The organism is Phenylobacterium sp., from assembly GCF_030693625.1.
Classification (GTDB): domain Bacteria; phylum Pseudomonadota; class Alphaproteobacteria; order Caulobacterales; family Caulobacteraceae; genus Phenylobacterium; species Phenylobacterium ferrooxidans.
The window spans coordinates 1-18,229 of record NZ_JAUYAF010000077.1 but is presented as its reverse complement, the minus strand read 5'-3'; the positions used below and the strand labels follow the sequence as shown (position 1 = coordinate 18,229).

The window sequence follows — 18,229 nt, the reverse complement described above, 5'->3', positions numbered from 1 at the left end:
CCTAGAGCATGATCGCTTGAGACGGAACCGCGCAGCGGTCCCGGCTCAGGCGTGAATCATGCTCTCGCTTAAATCTGGGAGCCTGATCCACCGCATCGGCGGAATCGCGAAGCGATTCCACCTCAACGGATCAGGCTCTAGAGCCCCTTCAGCCAGGGGATCAGCCGGGCGTTCACCTCGTCGGGCCGCTCCTGCTGGGTCCAGTGGCCGCAGCCCTCCAGGATGTCGGCGCCGCGCAGGTCGGTCATCTCCTCGCCCATGATCTCCAGCAGGTTGCCCCGGCCCAGCATCGAGAGCACCAGGTCCCGCTCGCCGCCGATGAACAGGCTGGGCTGGTCGATCTTGCGGCCGGCGAACTTCGACAGATATTCGAAGTCCCGCTGGTGGTTGCGGTAGCGGCTGACCGGTCCGAAGAACCCCGACTGCGCGAACTCGGCGGCGTAATAGTCCAGGTCCGCCTCGCTCAGCCAGGCGGGGAAGGGATCGGGGTCCACCAGTCCCTCCAGCAGGCTCTGACCGTGGACCTTGTCGTTGGGCCAGGTCCCGTCCGGCGCGTCGCCGCTGATGGCGTAGTAGAACTTACGGAGGCTCATCCGCGGATCGGCCTCCAGCTCGGCCTCCGGCGGCCCCACCTCCTGGAACCAGGCCTGGTAGAAGAACTTGCCGCGGCTGGTGAACACCTTGTCCACCAGGTCCATGAAGCTGGTCTTCGGAATCCCCGTATAGGGCACCGACAGCCCCGCCACCGCCCGCACCTTGTCGGGGCGGATGAGCGCGGTGTTCCAGACGATGGGCGCCCCCCAGTCGTGGCCAACCAGCACCGCCTTCTCGCCGGGTGTCAGCTGCTCCACCAGGGCCGCCAGGTCCCCCACCAGGTGCTCCATGTCATAGGCGCTGACCTCGGCGGGCTTGCCCGACCCGCCATAGCCGCGCACGTCGATGGCGCAGGCGGTGAAGCCGGCGTCGGCGATCGGCCCCATCTGGTGGCGCCAGCTGTACCAGCTCTCCGGAAAGCCATGCACCAGGACCACCAGCGGGCCCTGGCCCTCCATCGCCACCCGCAGCGAGACATCGGGCAGGTCGATCGTGCGGAACTGCGGCATGGGGTCCTCCTGGCCCCATGGTTAGGCCCATGACCGCGCGTCCGCCAAACGCAAAAAAGCCCGCCGGGGAGGGCGGGCTTTTCGGCTTATCCCCCAGGGCTGGGGAGGACGGGGGGATCAGCGGGCGGCGAGTTCCGAGCGGCCGTAGGCGGCCACTTGGCTGCGCTGCGACTGGGTCAGGCTGTCGATGGCCTCGGCGCGGACCGCCTCGACGCAGCCCTGCGTCTTGACCATGCGGGTCCCGACGTCCAGGCGCTGGGCGTCGCACATATTCTTGGACACCCGGTCCAGGCGCTGCTCGAAGGCCGCGACGCCGGCGGCGGTGGAGAGATCGCCCACCTTCAGGTTCACCGGCGCGGCGTGGGCCGCCGTGGTCAGGGCGAGCATGGGGATGGCGGCCAGGGCGAGCGTGGCGGCGGCGGCGATCTTGGTGGTGAGCTTGGACATGGTGGGCTTCCCTCTGGGTGTCTGATGTGGTGGGCGGCGACACGCCGCCGATGACCGATGAGATAGACCCGCTGCTCGCCGATGTCCCGTGAAGTTCAAGTAATGACAGAGATTTAAGATCATTACGGAAAGTACATATTCGTTACACGCGTCACGTTACTTAACGCGCGGTAACAATCGGGATCGGAGCGTAACCGGCGGGCGAAACGCAAAGAAGCCCGCCGGTGAGGGCGGGCTTCTAGGCCGTGACGTCCCGACTGGGGAGGAAGGACGTCCTAGCGGGCGGCCAGTTGCGAGACGCCGCTGGCGGCGATCTGGCTGCGCTGGGCGGCGCTCAGCTTGTCGATGGCCTCGGCGCGCACCGCCTCGCGGCAGCCGCTGGTGTTGACCATCCGGGTCCCGACGCCCTGGGCCTGGGCTTCGCAGACATGGCCCGCCACCTTGTCGACGCGCTGTTCGAAGGCCGCGACGCCGGCGGCGGTGGAGAGGTCACCGACGCTCACCGACAGCGGGGCGGCGTGGGCGGCGGTGGTCAGGGCCAGCATGGGAACGGCGGCCAGGGCCAGGGAGGCGACGGCGGAAACGGTGTGGGTCAGCTTGAACATGGGGTGGTCCCTCTAAGGTCTCGAATGTGGTTGGCCGCGTTGCGCCGCCGATGACTTCGAGATACGAGGGTCGACTTCGTAAGTCTTGTGAATACCAGGTAATGACAGAGATTTAAGGACATTAAAGCTCGTACATACATGACGTGCGAGTAACAGTACTTAACGCTTTCCTCCCCTGTGAAGCGGAGTGGAACGGGGGAGGGGGACCGCGCCGCAGGCGCGGTGGAGGGGGCGAGCCTCAAGCGCAGAGCCCGGTCGCGCGCTGGGGGAGGAATTAGGGGTTGGTGGCCAGCCAGATCACGTGCCGCGCGCCGCGCTTGCCGCCGCCGGCCCGCACCGGAACCACCTCGACGTCGAACCCCGCCGACTTCAGCCGCCGGGTGAAGGCCTCGCTAGGCCCCGACGACCACACCGCCAGCACCCCGCCGGGCGACAGGGCGCGCCGCGCCGCCGCCAGGCCCTCGCGGCTGTAGAGCCGGTCGTTCTCCTTGCGGCTCAGCCCCTCGGGGCCGTTGTCCACGTCCAGCGCGATGGCGTCATAGGCCTTGGCGCCGGCGGCGATCGCCCGGCTCACATCCCCCAGCACGACGCTGACGCGCGGGTCCTCCAGGCCGCCGGCCGAGAGGTGCGCCATCGGCCCGCGGGCCCAGTCCACCACCTTGGGGACCAGCTCGGCCACCACCAGCGACGCCTGCGGCCCGAGCGCCGCGAGCGCCGCGCGCAGGGTGAACCCCATGCCATAGCCGCCGATCAGCAGCCGCGCCGCCGGCCCCACCCGCGCGCAGACCAGGGTGGCCAGGGCCTCCTCCGATCCGCTGAGGCGGCTGTTCATCAGCTCGATGGCGCCGGCCATGATCGAGTACTCGGCGCCCCGCCGCATCAGCCGCAGCTCGCCGCCCCCATCGGGGACGACCGCGGTGTCCAGGTGTTCCCAGGGGATCATGGGGCCCTTCTATCTTGTCTGGACGTAACCTCGCCAGCCACCGCGCGAACTGATCTGATGAGACGCCGAAGGGAGCCCGCCATGACCCGCCTGCCGCAGACCGCCGCCGCCCTCGCCCGCCAGGGCCGCGTCCCGGGCGCCAGGCTCGCCTTCCGCTAGCCCCATGGATATCCGCATCCTGGGCGCCGGCGACGAGGCCCTGCTGGTGGACGCCGTGACCCTCACCGACGAGGGGCCCATCAGCCACCAGGCCGCCGCCCGCCACCCCGACGACGTCATGTTCGACTTCGATTGAGCGATCCTTCTCCCCTTGTGGGAGAAGGTGTCAGCAAAGCTGACGGATGAGGGGGCGCGCTCCGCTGGACGCGCGAGGGGCAGATTTTCCGGATAGGGCTATCGACCCCTCATCCGACCCTGTTCCGCAGGGCCACCTTCTCCCGCAAGGGGAGAAGGGACCCGTAGGACTTAGCCCCGCGGCATCCGGTACAGCCCGCAGATCTTGTTGCCGTCCGGATCGCGCAGATAGGCCAGGTACAGCCCCGAACCCTCGCGCTCGCCGGGCGGCTCCTCGATGGCCGTCCCGCCATTCGCCACGCCCGCCGCATGCCAGGCGTCGGCCTGTTCGGGCGACTCACAGGCGAACCCGATGGTCCCGCCATTGGGCGCCGAGGCCGGCTCCCCGTCGATCGGCTTGGTCACCGAGAACACCCCGGTCTTGGTGCGGTAGAACACGCGGCGTCCGCCATCGATGTTCCCGGCCGGCACCCCCAGCGTCCCCAGCACCGCGTCATAGAAGGTCTTGGCCCGCTCGACGTCGTTGGTCCCGATCATGATGTGCGAAAACATTGGCGCTCTCCCTTTGCTGTTGTCCCGCTTCATAGGGGGCCTTGGCTCCTGTTTCCAGCGCCCGCGCAGCCTCCCGACCGTGGCGAGATCCGCGATCCATCTGACATTTTCGCCAGACCCGCCGTCCCCTAGCCTGCATCTGGATCTCAAGGAGGACGCACATGGAATATCTGGTGGGCGCGGGCCTCGGCCTGGCGGTGGGGGCCTTTGCGACCGTTGTGGGCTTCGACCGTGGACGGGCCTTCTATCCGGTCGTCCTGGTGGTGGTCGCCTCCTACTACGACCTCTTCGCCGTCCTGGGGGGCTCCATGCCGGCCCTCGGGATCGAGACCCTGGGCCTGGTCGCCTTCGCGGCGGTGGCGGTGCTGGGCTTCCGCACCAATCTCTGGTGGGTCGTGGCGGCCCTGGCCGCCCACGGGATTCAGGACCTGTTCCACGCGAGCCTGGTGGACAATCCCGGCGTCCCGCCCTGGTGGCCGGCCTTCTGCATGACCTTCGACCTTGCCGCCGCCGCCTGGCTGGCCGCGCGCCTGATCCGCGGCCGTCGGGTGTCGAGCCCAGGCCACGGGGTCTTCGCCGCCGCCCTGGCCGCCGGCGCCCTGTTCGGGACCAGCGCCAGCGCCGCGCCCCCCGCGTCCGTCGCCCAGGCTGACGGCCATGCGGTCGCCTACCAGGTCCAGGGCCAGGGCCGCCCGGTCCTGGTGCTGATCTCCGGCCTCGGCGACGGCATGGCCTCGTTCCGCGACGTCGCCCCGCACCTGGCCGCGCACGCCACCGTCATCCTCTATGACCGCGCCGGCTACGGCGGCAGCGGCGCGCCGGCCGGCCCCCGCGACGCCGCGGCCGTGGCCCGCGAGCTCGAGGCCCTGCTGGCGGCCTCCGGCGTGCCCGGCCCCTATGTCCTGGCTGGCCACTCCATCGGTGGTCTCTATGCGGAGTATTTCGCCGCCCATCACCCGGACGCCGTCGCCGGTCTGATCCTGGAGGAGTCCCGCCCCGCCGGTTTCACCGCCCGCTGCCGGGCCGCCGGCCTGTCCATGTGCGTCGCCACCCCGGCCATGATGACCTTCGCCCCCCAGGGCGCCCAGGCCGAGGTCGCCGCCCTGGACGCCACCGTCGCCCAGGTGGACGCCCTGGCGCCGGCGACCGGCAAGCCCGTCCTGGTGCTGTCGCGCGCCCCGGGGCCCAAGCCCTTCGACAGCCTCTGGACCCAGGCCCAGTCCGACCTCGCCGCCCGCTATCCCGGCGCCCTCCACCGCACCGCCCCGGCCGGCGGCCACTATGTCCACCGCGACCAGCGGGCCTGGTTCGTGGGCGAGGTCACCGCCTTCCTGGCGACGGTTCGGTAAGCCGAGGCGGCGGCTTCAGGCCTTCAGGGCCGCGACATAGGTCCCCATGTCGAAATAGTCCCGCCAGACCGCGATCTTGCCGTCCCGCATCTCGAACACCCCGCAACAGGGCAGGTCCACCGGCTTGCCCGCCACCACCGTCCGGTCGATCCGTTCGGCGATCACGATGTCCCCGTTGGAGACCAGGTTCAGCACCTCCCACTGGGTGCTGCTCCAGTCCTTGAGGAAGGCTGCGATAAACCCGGTCAGGGCCGCGCGCCCGCTCACCGGCCGGGTCGGCATGTTGTGATAGGTCCCGTCCTCGGTGAAGAACTCGACCAGTTCCTCGGCGTCCAACCGCGACCAGGCGGCGATGAAGTCGGCGATGATCTGCTCGTTGCGGGTCATGGGGGTCTCCGTGAGGGGGCGTGTGTGGGGCGCGCCGCACTCTGGCTTGCTTTTCCGCCTCCGCGAAGCGGGGGCTCAGGCTCCGCGCCCGCTCCCACATTCACCGTCATCCCGGCCGCAGCGCAGCGGAGAGCCGGGACCCAGGGGCCACAGGCGCGGCCTTGGACCGTCTGCCCTACCGCGGTATTCCTTGTCGCCACGGGAAGCCCACGCGCCGCGCCGCCGACGAGAAGCCGAAATGCCAGGGAACAAGAAAACGCCCCTCTGCCGCCCCAACCGGGACCTCCGCGCCTATGACCGCGCCAAGGCCGCCCTGGCCTCGGGGGAGGAGGAGCTGATCCCCGCCGATATGCTGGATCGCATGCTGGCCGGAGAGAGCCCCGTGAAGCTCTGGCGCCAACATCGGGGCCTGAATCAGTCGGCCCTGGCCGCGATGGCCGAGCTCTCGGAGGGCTATCTCTCCCAGATCGAGACCGGGAAACGGGACGGCACGGTGGACAGCTTCAAGCGCCTCGCCGAGGCGCTGGGTGTGGCGGTCGATGATCTTATCTGAGGAGGGTGGGGCGAGAGAACGCGCGGCGCACCCACCCTTGACGCAACGTCGCCCCATCCCGCAAATGCCAGCCCATAAAACCAAACATCTGTTTTAAGGGAGATGCGCTCATGGGTGAGCTGTTTGATCTGACCGGCAAGGTCGCCATCATCACCGGGTCCTCGCGCGGGATCGGCAAGGCCATCGCCGAGCGCATGGCCGAGCACGGCGCCAAGGTGGTGATCTCCTCGCGCAAGGCTGGGCCCTGCGACGAGGTGGCCGCGGCCATCAACGCAAAGCACCCGGGCGCGGCCATCGCCATCCCCGCCAGCATCTCCTCGAAGGAAGACCTTCAGCGCCTGGTGGACGAGACCACCAAGCAGCTGGGCCGCATCGACATCGTGGTCTGCAACGCCGCGTCGAACCCCTTCTTCGGTCCGATGTCGAAGATCACCGACGACGCCTTCCGCAAGGTGCTGGACAACAACATCATCGCCAACAACTGGCTGATCCAGATGGCCGCCCCGCAGATGCGCGAGCGCCGCGACGGGGCGGTGATCATCATCTCGTCCATCGGCGGCCTGCGCGGCTCCACCGGCATCGGCGCCTACAACATCTCCAAGGCCGCCGACTTCCAGCTGGCCCGCAACCTCGCCCAGGAGTTTGGTCCCGACAACATCCGGGTCAACTGCATCGCGCCGGGCCTGGTGAAGACCGACTTCGCCAAGGCCCTGTGGGACACCCCCGAAGCCGAGAAGCGCTCCAGCGCCGGCAACCCCCTGCGCCGCCTGGGCGAGCCCGACGACATCGCCGGCGCCGCGGTCTTCCTGGCGTCGAAGGCCGCCTCCTGGATGACCGGCCAGGCCGTGGTCGTCGACGGCGGGTCCACCTGCTGAGTCCAACAACCGTCATCCCCGGGCTTGTCCCGGGGACCCATGATCTCCGTCTTCCCGCAGGGTGTACGGCGGTCGTCGTGGAGGCTTACGGGGCTCCGGCGATCATGGATGGCGGGGACATGCCCGGCCATGACGATTGAGGAAGGGGGATGAATTGATCGCCTTCACCTTCCACCCCGCCGCCCCCAACGACCTCGAAACCCTGGTCGCCCTACGGATCGCCGCCCTGCGCGAAAGTCTGGAGCGGGTGGGCCGCTTCACGCCGGAACGGGCGCGGGCCCGCTTCATCGAGAGCTTCCGCCCCGAGCATACGCGGCTGATCCGGGTCGGCCCGGCCCTGGCCGGCTGCGTCGCCTTCGGCCCGCGCGAAGACGCGTGGGAGATCGAGCACTTCTACCTCGACCCCGCGTTCCAGGGCGCGGGCCTGGGCGGGGCGGTGATGAGCGCCCTGCTGGCGGAGGCCGACGCGGCGGGCCACGCCGTCGCCCTGACGGTCCTGGAGCTGAGCGACGCCAATCGCTTCTACGCCCGTTTCGGTTTTTCGGAGACCGGCCGCGAGGGGGTGGACATCTTCCGCCGCCGGCCGGCGCGCCCCTGACCCTCACCGGCGGGGCGACGTGATGCAACACATCCTGTGCTAGAGTGTTTCGTCCGACAGACACCGTCCGGCATCCGGCGGATATTGTGCGATGATCTATCTGGGTACGGCTCTCGTTTCGCGAGCCTCCAGCTGTTTTGAAGGGCGCCCATGGCGGCCCAAACCCCGCACTATTCCGAGGAGGCCGCGCTCAGCCTCACCCTGGCCATCGTCGCGGCGTCGCAGGCTCCGCTGCTGCTGCTGGACGGGGATCTCAACATCGTCTCCGCCAGCCAGTCCTTCGGCCAGGTGTTCGAGCTCGATGTGGACAGGGCGGTGGGCGGCCCCTTGTCGAGCCTCGGCGCCGGCGAGTGGGAGATGCCGCGCCTGCGCGCCCTGCTGGACGCCACGGCGGCGGGGGACGCCCCGGTCGACGCCTTTGAACTGGATCTCGTGCGGCCCGGCCGTTCCCCCCGTCATCTGCTGATCCACGCCCAGCGGCTGGTCTATCTCGACCTGGAGAACCGCCGCCTGCTGATGTCGGTCACCGACACCACCCAGGCCCTGGCCGATCAGAAGCTCAAGGATGACGCCCTGGCCGAAAACCAGGTCCTGCTGTCGGAGGTGCGCCACCGGGTGGCCAACAGCCTGCAGATCATCGCCAGCGTCCTGCTGCAGAACGCCCGCAGGACCCAGTCGGAGGAGACCCGCTCTCACCTCAAGGACGCCCACAACCGGGTGATGTCCGTGGCCGCCCTGGAGCGCCAGCTCAGCGAGTCCGCCGCCGAGACCGTCCAGCTCCAGACCTACTTCATCTCCCTGTGCGACAGCATCGCCGCCTCCATGATCGCCGACCCGGAGAGGATTTCCCTGAGGGTCACCGGCGAGGGCGGCATGGTGAGCGCCCGCATCTCCGTCAGCCTGGGCCTCATCGTCACCGAACTGGTGATCAACGCTCTGAAGCACGCCTTCCCGGACGGCCGGTCCGGCAAGATCGTGGTGGATTGCCAGGTCCACGGCCCCAACTGGACGCTTTCGGTCACCGATGACGGCGCCGGACTTCTGGCCCAGCCAAGCCAGGGCCGCATCGGGCTGGGGACCAGCATCGTCCAGGCCCTCGCGCGGCAGCTGGACGCGGTGGTGGAGATCAAGTCCGCCCACCCCGGAACCTCGGTCACGGTCACCCACACCCAGGTCGCCCTGGTGCAAGACCTACCCGCCGACGGCCAAGCCGCCGCGAGCCTTTGAAGGAGGCCCCTGTCCATGGAAAAGCCGCATACCCTGCTGATTGTCGAGGACGAGATCCTGACGGCCATCTCGCTCAAGAGCGGGCTGGAGGACGCCGGCTATCAGGTCATGGACCTCACCAGCCGCCCCGGCGAGGCGATGGCCGCGGCCCGGGAGTGCAACCCCGACCTCGCCCTGGTGAACATCAAGCTCTACGGCCGCAATGACGGCATCGCGCTCGCCGTCGAACTCAAGGCCATCGGCGTGCCGGTGGTGTTCATCAGTGGCCAGCCCCGCCGCGCCACCGCCGCCCGCTCGGTGGCGGTGGGCTCCCTGGCCAAGCCCTACAGCGTCGACGACATGGTGGCGGCCGTCGCCTACCTCCTGGCCCGCCTGGCCGGCGACGCTTCCCAGCCTTGCCCCAAGGACCTGCAGGTCTTCGACGAGGACCTGCCCGAGGTGGCCTAGAGCATGTTCCGATAAGTGGAAACCGGTTATCGGATCGAAACATCCTCTAACGTTTTGAATTAGAGCCCTTTTTATCCCTTTGGACGATTCCGTCTAAAGGGAAAGGGCTCTAGGGGTCGACAGACGGGTGGGGAAGGGCTGATCCTGTTCCCCGCTCATTGCGGTGGAGGGACCCCCTCACCCAACCCTCTCCCCCCGGGGGAAGAGACGAGCTTGACGGCGGACCTCCAGCTACCACCTCCTCTCTCACTCTTGCGGGGGAGCGGGCAGGGTGAGGGGGCCGTCGAACCGGTCAAGCCTGACCGCGCGTGAGGACAAGGCGTCGCGCGCCGGCCATATCGGCTGATCGCCCCCTCCGCCCTCCCATCCTTGCGCCCCTCACCCGCGCGGGCGATCCTCAGCCCAAAAAGGGGAGAGCCGCCATGGATCCATTCGCCCACGCCTGGGACCACCTGACCGTCCGCCGCGCCGGCGCGGTGGCGGAGGTGGCCCTGAACCGGCCCGCCGCCCGCAACGCGCTCAACACCGCCCTGATGGAGGAACTCGCCGCCTTCGCGCGGTCGGTGCGGCGGCGCCCCGACCTCACCGCCGTCATCCTCACCGGGGCGGCGACCTACTTCTCCGCCGGCGCCGACCTAGCCGCCCAGGGGGAGCGCACCCGTCCGACCCTGCTGGAGACCCGCGAGGCGGTGATGGCCGGCCCCGACATGTGCGAGGCCTGGGAGGCCATCGAGGCGGTGACGATCGTGGCCATCGAGGGCTTCTGCATCGGCGGCGGCTGCGCCCTGGCCGTGGCCTGCGACTTCCGCATCATGGGCCAGGGCGCCTATCTGCGGCTGCCGGAGGTTCCCCTGGGCATAAACATGAGTTGGCGCAGCCTGCCGCGCATCACCGCCCTGGTGGGGCCGGCCCGGGCCAAGCGCTTTGTGATGTTCGGCGAGGCGACGGACGCTCAGGTCTGCCTGGACTGGGGGTTTTGCGACGAGGTGGCGGCGGCCGGCCAGGCCCTGGCCGCGGCCCGCACCTGGGCCGCCAGGCTCGCCGCCCTGCCGCCCCTGCCGGTGCGCATGACCAAGGAGGCCGTCAACGCCGCCGCCGCCGGGGGCGCCCACGCCGCCACCTTCATGGACCGCGACCAGTACCTGCTCACCAGCCGCTCGGCCGACTTCCGCGAGGGCGTCACCGCCTTCTTCGAGAAACGCCCGGGTCGCTTCCAGGGGGATTGAGGGGGACGTCGTCGGGCCCGGTGAAGACCGACTTGGCGCGTCCGCGACATATCTCGTCATAGTCGCGCAAGCGCGCCACGCCGTTCGGAGTCATCCTCCCAGCCTCAACAGGGAGGCTCCCATGACCGCGCACCTGCGCCACTTCGCCATCAACGCCGACGACGTCCCCCGCGCCAAACGCTTCTACGAGGCGGTCTTCGGCTGGACCTTCACCCCCTGGGGCCCGCCGAACTTCTACCAGACCCGGGATGTGGGCGAGGGGCTCATAGGCGCCCTGCAGGGCCGCCGCGAACTCAGCCCCGGGGTGAAGACCAACGCCCTGGAGACCACCTTCGGGGTGGAGGACCTCGCCGCCACCCTGGCCGCCCTGGAGGCCGCCGGCGCGCGGATCCTCATGCCCCGCGTCCGCATCGAGGGGGTCGGCGACCTGATCTATTTCCAGGACCCCGAGGGCAACATCATCGGCGCCATGCAGTACGACGCCGAGCGCGCGACGTGAGCGGCGACGGCTTCCTGGTCCGGTCCCTGGCCGCGACCTATCCCGACGGCATGGTCATCGCCGACCACGACCACCCCTGGGGCCAGCTGGTCTATGGGCGCACCGGGGTGATGCGGGTGACGACGGAGGGCCGCGCCTGGCTGGCGCCGGCCACCCGCGCCGTCTGGCTGCCGCCGCTGCGACCTCATTCGATCCGCATGGCGGGGGCCGTGGCCATGCGCACCCTCTATGTGGCCCCGCAGATCGCCGGGCCCCTGCCCGCCGAGGCCTGTGTCCTGGAGGTGGGGCCGCTGCTGCGCGAACTGGTGCTGCACATCCTTGGCCTGGGCATGCTGGATCCCGCGGTCGCGCCCCATGGGCGGCTGGCCGGGGTGCTGATCGACCTGATCGCGGCCGCCCCGCGCGAGGACCTGGCCCTGCCCCTGCCCCTGGACCCGCGCGCCCTGGCCCTGGCCGAACAGGTCCAGGCCGCGCCCGACGACCGCGGCGACCTCACCCACCTGGCGCGGGCCGCCGGCGCCTCTCTGCGCACCCTGCAGCGCATCTTCCCGCGCGAGACCGGCCTCTCCCTTGAGGCCTGGCGTCAGAAGGCCCGGATGATCCACGCGGTCGCCGTCCTGTGCGCCGGAAGCTCGGTGACGGGGGCGGCCCTGGACTGTGGCTATGACAGCCCCTCGGCCTTCATCACCGCCTTCCGCCGGCAGTTCGGCGTCACCCCAGGGCGATACAGACCCTCACATGTCGGCCAATGATGGTTGGCCAGGATCGCCGCAAACCCAGGCCCCGTAAGGCTTGGTGGTGACGGCGCGCGAAAGTCGTTTTCTTCCATCCGCGGCCACCAACATGTTGGCTAGGTGGCGGCCTTCCGCGACAGCTCCCGCGCCCTCGCCAGCCGCTCGATCCCCCCGTCCAGGGTCGCGTCCCCCTTCGAGAAGCAGAGCCGCAGGATGCTGGTCACCGGCTCGGCCTCGTACAGCGCCGAGACCGGGATGGCCGCGACGCCGGCCTCCTTGACCGCCCGCAGCGCGAAGGCCCGGTCGGGCTCGCTGACCCCGGAGGCGGCCAGGTCGACATTGAGGAAGTAGGTCCCCTGGCTGGGCAGCACCTTGAACCCCTCCCGGGTCAGGCCCTCGCCCAGCCGGTCCCGCGACCGCTGTAGCCCGGCCGGCATGGCGGTGAACCAGTCGCCTGGCTCGTCCAGTCCGAAGGCGACGGCGGCCTGCAGGCTGGGGGGCGTGGTGAAGGTCAGGAACTGATGGGCGCGGGCCAGGGCGTGGGTCAGCTCCGGCGCCGCGCAGAGGAAGCCCACCTTCCAGCCGGTCAGGCCGAACATCTTCCCGGCCGACCCGATCTTCACCGTCCGGCCGCGCATATTCGGCAGCAACATCAAGGGGATGTGGACGGCCCCATCGAACACCACCTGCTCCCAGACCTCGTCGCAGATGGCCGTCACGTCATGGGCCACGCAGAACTCCGCCAGCAGCTCCAGGTCCTCCCGAGGCAGCACGACGCCGGCCGGATTGATCGGGTTGTTCAGCACCACGAAGCGGGTCTTGTCGGTGAAGGCGGCCGCCAGCATGGCCCGGTCGAACCGCCAGTGCGGCGGCTCCAGCCGCACCAGTTTCGGCACGCCGCCGGCCCTGCGGATCAGCGGCAGATAGGCGTCATAGACCGGCTGGAACACCACCACCTCGTCGCCCGGCTCGACCAGGGCCAGGAAGGCCGCGGCCAGGGCCTCGGTGGCGCCGGAGGTGACGGTGACCTCGGTCTTCCAGTCCAGGTCCAGGCCCTGAGAGCGGCGATAGTGCCCGGCCACCGCCTCGCGCAGCTGTGGCAGGCCGGCCATGGGCGGGTACTGGTTGTAGCCGTTGAGCACCTCGTCGGCCGCCTTCTGGCGGATCGCCAGGGGGCCGGGGTCGTCGGGGAAACCCTGGCCCAGGTTGATGGCGCCCAACTCCCGGGCCAGGCCCGACATCTCCTCGAACACGGTGGTCGGAAGGTTGGCGAAGACGGGATGGGCCATGGCGCGCTCCTGAGCGGGGAATGTGCCTAGCACAGCTTCCGCGCCAAGATGCCAGCCATGCTGATCACGGCCTTCGAACCCGCCACGCAGAGGCCTGGAAACGGCTCAACGAGGCCTGGATCCGCCCGCGGTCTACCGCGCCGCCGGCTTCGTGCAACCGCCGCCCCGGCCGACCCCCTATGCGAGGGCCGACGTTTTCATGGAGCTGCCGCTCTAGGGACTATTCTTCCTTGGCGCGGCGCTTGCGGAGGCTGGGGTTCAGCACCTGCTTGCGCAGGCGGATCGACTTGGGCGTCACCTCGACCAGCTCGTCTTCCTCGATATAGGCGATGGCCTGCTCCAGGGTCATCCGGCGCGGCGGGGTGAGGCGCACGGCCTCATCCTTGCCGGACGCGCGGATGTTGTTGAGCGCCTTGGCCTTCATCGGGTTGACGTCCAGGTCGTCGGAGCGCGAGTTCTCCCCGATGATCATGCCCTGGTAGGTCTTTTCGCCGCCGCCCACGAACATGAAGCCGCGATCCTCGAGGTTCCACAAGGCGAAGTCCGTCGTCTCTCCGTCGGAGTTGGAGACCAGCACGCCCTTGCGGCCCGCGTCGATGACGCCCTTGTAGGGCTCGTAGTGGCTGAACACGCGGTTCAGCACGCCCGAACCGCGGGTGTCGGTAAGGAATTCGCCCTGGTAGCCGATTAGCGAGCGTGACGGGCTCATCAGGCTGATTCGGGTCTTGCCAGCGCCGGACGGGCCCATGTCCTTGAGCTCGGCGCGGCGGGCCGAAAGCTTTTCGATGACGATGCCGGTGAACTCGTCGTCGACGTCGATCATGACCTCCTCGACCGGCTCCAGGCGATCGCCCGTCTCCGGGTCGGTCTGGAACACCACGCGGGGACGGCTGATCGACAGTTCGAAGCCCTCGCGTCGCATGCTCTCGATCAGCACGCCCAGCTGCAGCTCGCCACGGCCGGCGACCTCGTAGGCATCCTTGTCGGAGGTCTCGGTCACCCGGATGGCGACGTTGGACTGGGCTTCTTTCAGCAGGCGCGCGGCGATCACGCGGCTCTGCACCTTGTCGCCTTCGCGGCCGGCCAGCGGGCTGTTGTTCACCGAGACGGTCATGGAGATGGTGGGCGGGTCGATCGGCTGGGCCGGGAGGGCTTCGGTGACCTCCATGGCGCACAGGGTGTCGGCCACGGTGGCTTTCGACAGGCCCGCGATGGCGACGATGTCACCGGCCTCGGCGTCCTCGATGGGCTGGCGCTTCAGGCCGCGGAAGGCCAGCACCTTGGTGATGCGGCCGCGCTCGACTTCCTTGCCGTCCAGCGACAGGGCGTGGATCGCCATGCCGGGGGTGGCCTTGCCCGACTGGATGCGGCCGGTCAGCAGGCGGCCGAGGAAGGGGTCGTTCTCGATCAGCACCGACAGAATCTGGAAGGGCTTGTCCTTGTTTTCGACCACCTTGGGCTCGGGCACGTGGCGCACGATCAGGTCGAACAAGGGGGCCAGGTTGTCGTTGGGCTTGGCCATGTCCAGGGTCGCCCAGCCGTTCTTGCCCGACGCGTAGATGTGCGGGAAATCCAGCTGCTCGTCCGTCGCGCCCATGGCGGCGAACAGGTCGAAGGCGTCGTTCAGGATGCGGTCGGGATCGGCGTGGGGCCGGTCGACCTTGTTGAGGCAGAGGATGGGCTTCAGGCCCATCTTCAGAGCCTTGCCCAGGACGAACTTGGTCTGGGGCATGACGCCCTCTTCGGCGTCCACCAGGATGACGCAGCCGTCCACCATGCCGAGGATCCGCTCGACCTCGCCGCCGAAGTCGGCGTGGCCGGGGGTGTCGATGATGTTGATGCGGGTTTCGCCCGCTTCGCCGTTCCACAGCACGCTGGTGCACTTGGCCAGGATGGTGATCCCGCGCTCGCGCTCCTGGTCATTGGAGTCCATGGCGCGCTCGACCGTCGCCTCATTGGCGCGGAAGACGCCAGACTGGGCGAGCAGTTGGTCGACGAGCGTGGTCTTGCCGTGGTCGACGTGGGCGATGATGGCGATGTTGCGGAGCGACATTTAAATTCTTATCTCGGGAAGGGCGCGCGGCTTGTAAGCGAGCGCGGGGGCTTTCACCAGCGCAATCTCGTCGCGGGCGTTGACCATATGGTTGTGTCGTTGTGCGATGCAGCATGTCCTATACCGCACATTGTCGAAATTCATATTATTGAAAATTAACGACAATTTCATTGTGCGACAAAAAAACTTACGACTTCAACGCATTCGACCTTGAAGTTTTGTGCGCCGCACTGTACTTGTAATCCTGTGAGGCGGCCCTGTCGCCTCTGCCCTTCCTGGGCGTTTCCTCCCTAATGAACTGCCGGGCCTTCGGGTCCGGCTTTTTTTTTGGCCTGACGCCTGGGCGGCGTAGGCGTAGGAAGAAACGGTGCCCCCGGGCCTGTCTAGGCGGTCTTCAACCCGCTCCAGTCGGCCCCCGCCAGCATTGCGGTGAGCTGCTGCAGATCGCGCTTCAACTTGGCGAAGCCCTCGGTGGTCTCAAGGCGCGCCTCATCCAGATAGAGCCCCCGGCTAATCTCGATCTGCAAGGCGTGTGTTCGCCTCGCCGGGCGGCCGTAGTGCTCGGTGGTGTAACCGCCGGCATAGGGCGCGTTGCGGGCGACGCGGTAACCCAGCGCCTCCAGCTCCCGCTCCACTCTCTGAGTCACGATGGGCGCGCAGGCCGCCCCAAAGCGGTCCCCCAGCACCATGTCGCAGGCGCCCCCACCGGACCGGGCCGCCGCGGCCGGCATGGAATGCCAGTCCACCAGGATCGCGAAGCCGTGCGCGGCGTGCGCCTCTCCCAGCAAGCGGGCGAGGGCGGCGTGATAAGGGGCGTGGGCAAGCTCTATGCGGCCGCGCGCCTCGGCGAAGGTCAGCTTGCGAGCGTAGATCTCCTGACCTTCCGACACCACCCGGGCGATGGCTCCCAGGCCAGCCGCCACGCGCGCCGACCGGCCGCGGGCGAATTCCGGCAACTCGTCTGCGAACATGCCGGGGTCGAGTTCAAAGGCCTCGCGGTTGACATCCATATATGCGCGCGCGAGGCGCGCGGCGATGACCGTGGCGCCCAGGCTGGGGCTGGCCTCGATCAGTTCGTCGACGAAGGCGTCCTCGGACCGGCGGATGGCGACGGCGTCCAGCGCCGTGGCGGCCATCATGTCGGCGGGATAGAGGCGGCCGGAATGAGGGGAGGCGAAGACCAGGGGGGTGGGCGCCGGCTGACCGTCGAGACCCGCGCGCCAGATGTCGAAGGAGGGCGCGGGCCTGGGCGCGGTGGCGTCGGCGACAAGGGGCTCAAAGGCGGTCATCGGCTTTCATATGACGGCGCGCGCCGTGAGCGGTCAAACGATCAGCGCGGCGCGCCAGGATGGTTCATCGCGAGTTTACATCTGGCCCACTATGGTGTGCGCTTCTGAACCCTTCGCGCGGAACACCCATGCCCCGGATTCTCTTGGCCGAAGATGACGATTCCCTTCGTGGCTTCCTCAGCCGCGCCCTGGAACGTGCGGGCTATGACGTAACCGCCTGCGCCGACGGCGAAGAGGCTGCTGCGGTTCTCGACCAGGATTGGGATCTGCTGCTCACCGACATCGTCATGCCGGGCATGGACGGTATCGAGGTGGCCCGCCTGGCGGCCGCCAGGCATCCTGGCCTGCGCATCATGTTCATAACCGGCTTCGCCGCCGTGGCGCTCGCTGCCGGCGAGAGCGCGCCTCCCGGCGCCAAGGTGCTGTCCAAGCCGATTCACCTGCGGGAGATCGTCACCGAGGTCGAGCGCATGATGGCGGCCGCCTAAAGCCGCGCTTGCGCCGGAAACGGTGCTCCATTATACCGCCGCCTCCGCTCCCGAAAGGGAGACCTGACGGTCTGGACGTGTAGCTCAGCGGGAGAGCACCTCGTTGACATCGAGGGGGTCACAGGTTCAATCCCTGTCACGTCCACCATCCGTTTCCCACCACCACCTTCCTTCGCGCCCCGAGGCCGGGCGCTTCGCCAGCTGTGACAGGTGCGGCGAGACAGGTCGCCCAAACCAAACGGCTGCGGTGCTTGCTCAGGCGATTGCGCTTTGGCCACGACGGAAGCGGCTCGGGTGCTGGATCAGGGCGGCCTCCTGCGATTCCGCAACAAGGAGCTCCGCGCCCGGGTGAAACACGCCCGGGGCGGCGGGCCATTTCGACCGTGGCCCCGCGGGGAGCGTGGGTGAACACCTCCTTCAGCGGCCCCGGCGCGCCCATCGTGGAGACGGCGGAGGACACCTTCGCTGCGGCGGGCAAGCCAGGTCTCGGCTACTTTCTCACCCGACTTCGGGTTGCTTGCGGGCCGGCCACGCTCTGAGACGGTCCGTCGGGGCAGGCGGCGAGGGTCACCCAAACGCAGGTCGTCACCTGACGTGGCGTCAGCGCGCTTTCCGCCGCGAAGCCTTTTTCCGAAAAGTGCGGCGGTGTTGCAACAGTGCCTTTTTTGGCTCTTCCGCCACCTCCCGACCGACCGGCCGGTTTTTTCGAAGGACCGGCACGATCCGAACGGTGGTATATAAAATTGACCCCCAGAAAACATCTGCAAAACCAAACCGATACCCGCATGGATGGCGAGGCATGAAAGTTTCCTGTTGTCGGTATGTATAGGCGCGAGATATTTGTCAGTTATGGCAAAAGCTTAGCGGCTGATGCTGCCCGTTTCGAACGGGAAACAATCCAAACCTGCTCTGGCGCTCGCGGCCGAGACAACCGATGATCGCGCCACTCTACGGCCGCTTAGCCTCCAGGCATTTCTAACTGGGGACAGGCCGTTGGAGGGGGAAAGGAAACATTGATGTCAAAAAGCAGTTATTTCTGCGGTGGTTCGATTCTGGCCGTGGCCCTGACGATGGGACTCGCCGGGACCGCCGCTGCACAGGACGATTCCGCCACGGTTGAAGAAGTCGTGGTCACCGGCTCGTTCATCGCCGGTACGCCTGAGGACGCGGCCCTGCCGGTCGACGTGATCGGCTCCAAGGAGCTGGCCAACCGCGGCGCGCCCACCATGGTCCAGCTCATCAAGACCATCCCGTCCTCGGGCGCGGTGATT

General features: G+C 68.5%; 22 protein-coding genes and 1 tRNA gene. 14 read left to right on the top strand and 9 right to left on the bottom strand.

The window, feature by feature from the left end; translation table 11 throughout:
- Positions 1-137 precede the first annotated feature (137 nt).
- From Q8N10_RS18260 to Q8N10_RS18245, 4 genes are all read right to left on the bottom strand, one after another.
- Positions 138-1,103: an alpha/beta fold hydrolase gene (locus Q8N10_RS18260; RefSeq protein ID WP_304781350.1), complete on the bottom strand. Its 966-nt coding sequence runs from the start codon at positions 1,101-1,103 to the stop codon at positions 138-140.
- 117 nt (positions 1,104-1,220) lie between these two features.
- Positions 1,221-1,550 (bottom strand): UrcA family protein, encoded by a 330-nt coding sequence (locus Q8N10_RS18255; RefSeq protein WP_304781347.1) that lies wholly within the window; start codon positions 1,548-1,550, stop codon positions 1,221-1,223.
- Positions 1,551-1,825: 275 nt separating this feature from the next.
- Entirely contained in the window at positions 1,826-2,155 is a 330-nt protein-coding gene (locus Q8N10_RS18250; protein ID WP_304781344.1) for a UrcA family protein, read from the bottom strand.
- Between the two features lie 274 nt (positions 2,156-2,429).
- Entirely contained in the window at positions 2,430-3,098 is a 669-nt protein-coding gene (locus tag Q8N10_RS18245; protein ID WP_304781342.1) for an MnmC family methyltransferase, read from the bottom strand.
- A 163-nt stretch (positions 3,099-3,261) separates the two neighbouring features.
- On the opposite strand from Q8N10_RS18245, the gene Q8N10_RS18240 reads away from it, so the two are divergent.
- The gene (locus tag Q8N10_RS18240; protein ID WP_304781339.1) at positions 3,262-3,393 is read left to right on the top strand and encodes a hypothetical protein; all 132 of its coding nucleotides are present in this window, start codon (positions 3,262-3,264) and stop codon (positions 3,391-3,393) included.
- A 170-nt stretch (positions 3,394-3,563) separates the two neighbouring features.
- On the opposite strand, the gene Q8N10_RS18235 is transcribed toward Q8N10_RS18240, so the two are convergent.
- Entirely contained in the window at positions 3,564-3,944 is a 381-nt protein-coding gene (locus Q8N10_RS18235) for a VOC family protein (RefSeq protein ID WP_304781336.1), read from the bottom strand.
- A 161-nt stretch (positions 3,945-4,105) separates the two neighbouring features.
- On the opposite strand from Q8N10_RS18235, the gene Q8N10_RS18230 reads away from it, so the two are divergent.
- Positions 4,106-5,293: an alpha/beta fold hydrolase gene (locus Q8N10_RS18230; RefSeq protein ID WP_304781333.1), complete on the top strand. Its 1,188-nt coding sequence runs from the start codon at positions 4,106-4,108 to the stop codon at positions 5,291-5,293.
- A gap of 15 nt (positions 5,294-5,308) precedes the next feature.
- On the opposite strand, the gene Q8N10_RS18225 is transcribed toward Q8N10_RS18230, so the two are convergent.
- Positions 5,309-5,680: a nuclear transport factor 2 family protein gene (locus Q8N10_RS18225; RefSeq protein WP_304781330.1), complete on the bottom strand. Its 372-nt coding sequence runs from the start codon at positions 5,678-5,680 to the stop codon at positions 5,309-5,311.
- A 238-nt stretch (positions 5,681-5,918) separates the two neighbouring features.
- On the opposite strand from Q8N10_RS18225, the gene Q8N10_RS18220 reads away from it, so the two are divergent.
- The 8 genes from Q8N10_RS18220 to Q8N10_RS18185 all read left to right on the top strand — a co-directional run bounded on the left by Q8N10_RS18220 (position 5,919) and on the right by Q8N10_RS18185 (position 11,857).
- Positions 5,919-6,233, top strand: a complete 315-nt coding sequence (locus tag Q8N10_RS18220; RefSeq protein WP_304781328.1) for a helix-turn-helix domain-containing protein — start codon at positions 5,919-5,921, stop codon at positions 6,231-6,233.
- 110 nt (positions 6,234-6,343) lie between these two features.
- The gene (locus Q8N10_RS18215; RefSeq protein WP_304781325.1) at positions 6,344-7,108 is read left to right on the top strand and encodes an SDR family oxidoreductase; all 765 of its coding nucleotides are present in this window, start codon (positions 6,344-6,346) and stop codon (positions 7,106-7,108) included.
- Between the two features lie 154 nt (positions 7,109-7,262).
- Positions 7,263-7,706, top strand: coding sequence for a GNAT family N-acetyltransferase (locus tag Q8N10_RS18210; RefSeq protein ID WP_304781323.1), 444 nt, complete (start codon positions 7,263-7,265; stop codon positions 7,704-7,706).
- Between the two features lie 150 nt (positions 7,707-7,856).
- Complete coding sequence (locus Q8N10_RS18205) at positions 7,857-8,933, top strand: sensor histidine kinase (RefSeq protein ID WP_304781319.1); 1,077 nt, start codon at positions 7,857-7,859, stop codon at positions 8,931-8,933.
- A gap of 15 nt (positions 8,934-8,948) precedes the next feature.
- Positions 8,949-9,380 (top strand): response regulator, encoded by a 432-nt coding sequence (locus Q8N10_RS18200; protein ID WP_304781316.1) that lies wholly within the window; start codon positions 8,949-8,951, stop codon positions 9,378-9,380.
- 422 nt (positions 9,381-9,802) lie between these two features.
- Positions 9,803-10,606, top strand: coding sequence for an enoyl-CoA hydratase/isomerase family protein (locus Q8N10_RS18195; protein ID WP_304781313.1), 804 nt, complete (start codon positions 9,803-9,805; stop codon positions 10,604-10,606).
- Between the two features lie 121 nt (positions 10,607-10,727).
- Positions 10,728-11,105 (top strand): VOC family protein, encoded by a 378-nt coding sequence (locus Q8N10_RS18190; protein WP_304781309.1) that lies wholly within the window; start codon positions 10,728-10,730, stop codon positions 11,103-11,105.
- On the top strand, positions 11,102-11,857 hold the full coding sequence (locus tag Q8N10_RS18185; protein ID WP_304781306.1) for a helix-turn-helix transcriptional regulator: 756 nt from the start codon (positions 11,102-11,104) through the stop codon (positions 11,855-11,857). The genes Q8N10_RS18190 and Q8N10_RS18185 overlap by 4 nt, the downstream gene beginning before the upstream one ends.
- Positions 11,858-11,955: 98 nt before the next feature.
- Here the strand turns inward: Q8N10_RS18185 and Q8N10_RS18180 are convergent, their stop codons facing one another.
- The 3 genes from Q8N10_RS18180 to Q8N10_RS18170 form a co-directional block, all read right to left on the bottom strand.
- Entirely contained in the window at positions 11,956-13,128 is a 1,173-nt protein-coding gene (locus Q8N10_RS18180; RefSeq protein ID WP_304781304.1) for an aminotransferase, read from the bottom strand.
- Positions 13,129-13,348: 220 nt separating this feature from the next.
- Positions 13,349-15,181, bottom strand: a complete 1,833-nt coding sequence (typA, locus tag Q8N10_RS18175) for a translational GTPase TypA (RefSeq protein ID WP_304781301.1) — start codon at positions 15,179-15,181, stop codon at positions 13,349-13,351.
- Between the two features lie 383 nt (positions 15,182-15,564).
- Positions 15,565-16,470 (bottom strand): N-formylglutamate amidohydrolase, encoded by a 906-nt coding sequence (locus tag Q8N10_RS18170; RefSeq protein ID WP_304781298.1) that lies wholly within the window; start codon positions 16,468-16,470, stop codon positions 15,565-15,567.
- 128 nt (positions 16,471-16,598) lie between these two features.
- Between Q8N10_RS18170 and cpdR the strand changes: the two genes are divergently transcribed.
- The 4 genes from cpdR to Q8N10_RS18150 all read left to right on the top strand — a co-directional run.
- Positions 16,599-16,958, top strand: coding sequence for a cell cycle two-component system response regulator CpdR (gene cpdR / locus Q8N10_RS18165; RefSeq protein ID WP_304781296.1), 360 nt, complete (start codon positions 16,599-16,601; stop codon positions 16,956-16,958).
- A 73-nt stretch (positions 16,959-17,031) separates the two neighbouring features.
- Positions 17,032-17,106 (top strand) — tRNA-Val (locus tag Q8N10_RS18160).
- A 256-nt stretch (positions 17,107-17,362) separates the two neighbouring features.
- Complete coding sequence (locus Q8N10_RS18155) at positions 17,363-17,497, top strand: hypothetical protein (RefSeq protein WP_304781293.1); 135 nt, start codon at positions 17,363-17,365, stop codon at positions 17,495-17,497.
- A 477-nt stretch (positions 17,498-17,974) separates the two neighbouring features.
- On the top strand, positions 17,975-18,229 hold a 255-nt coding region (locus Q8N10_RS18150), incomplete at its 3' end, for a hypothetical protein (RefSeq protein ID WP_304781290.1).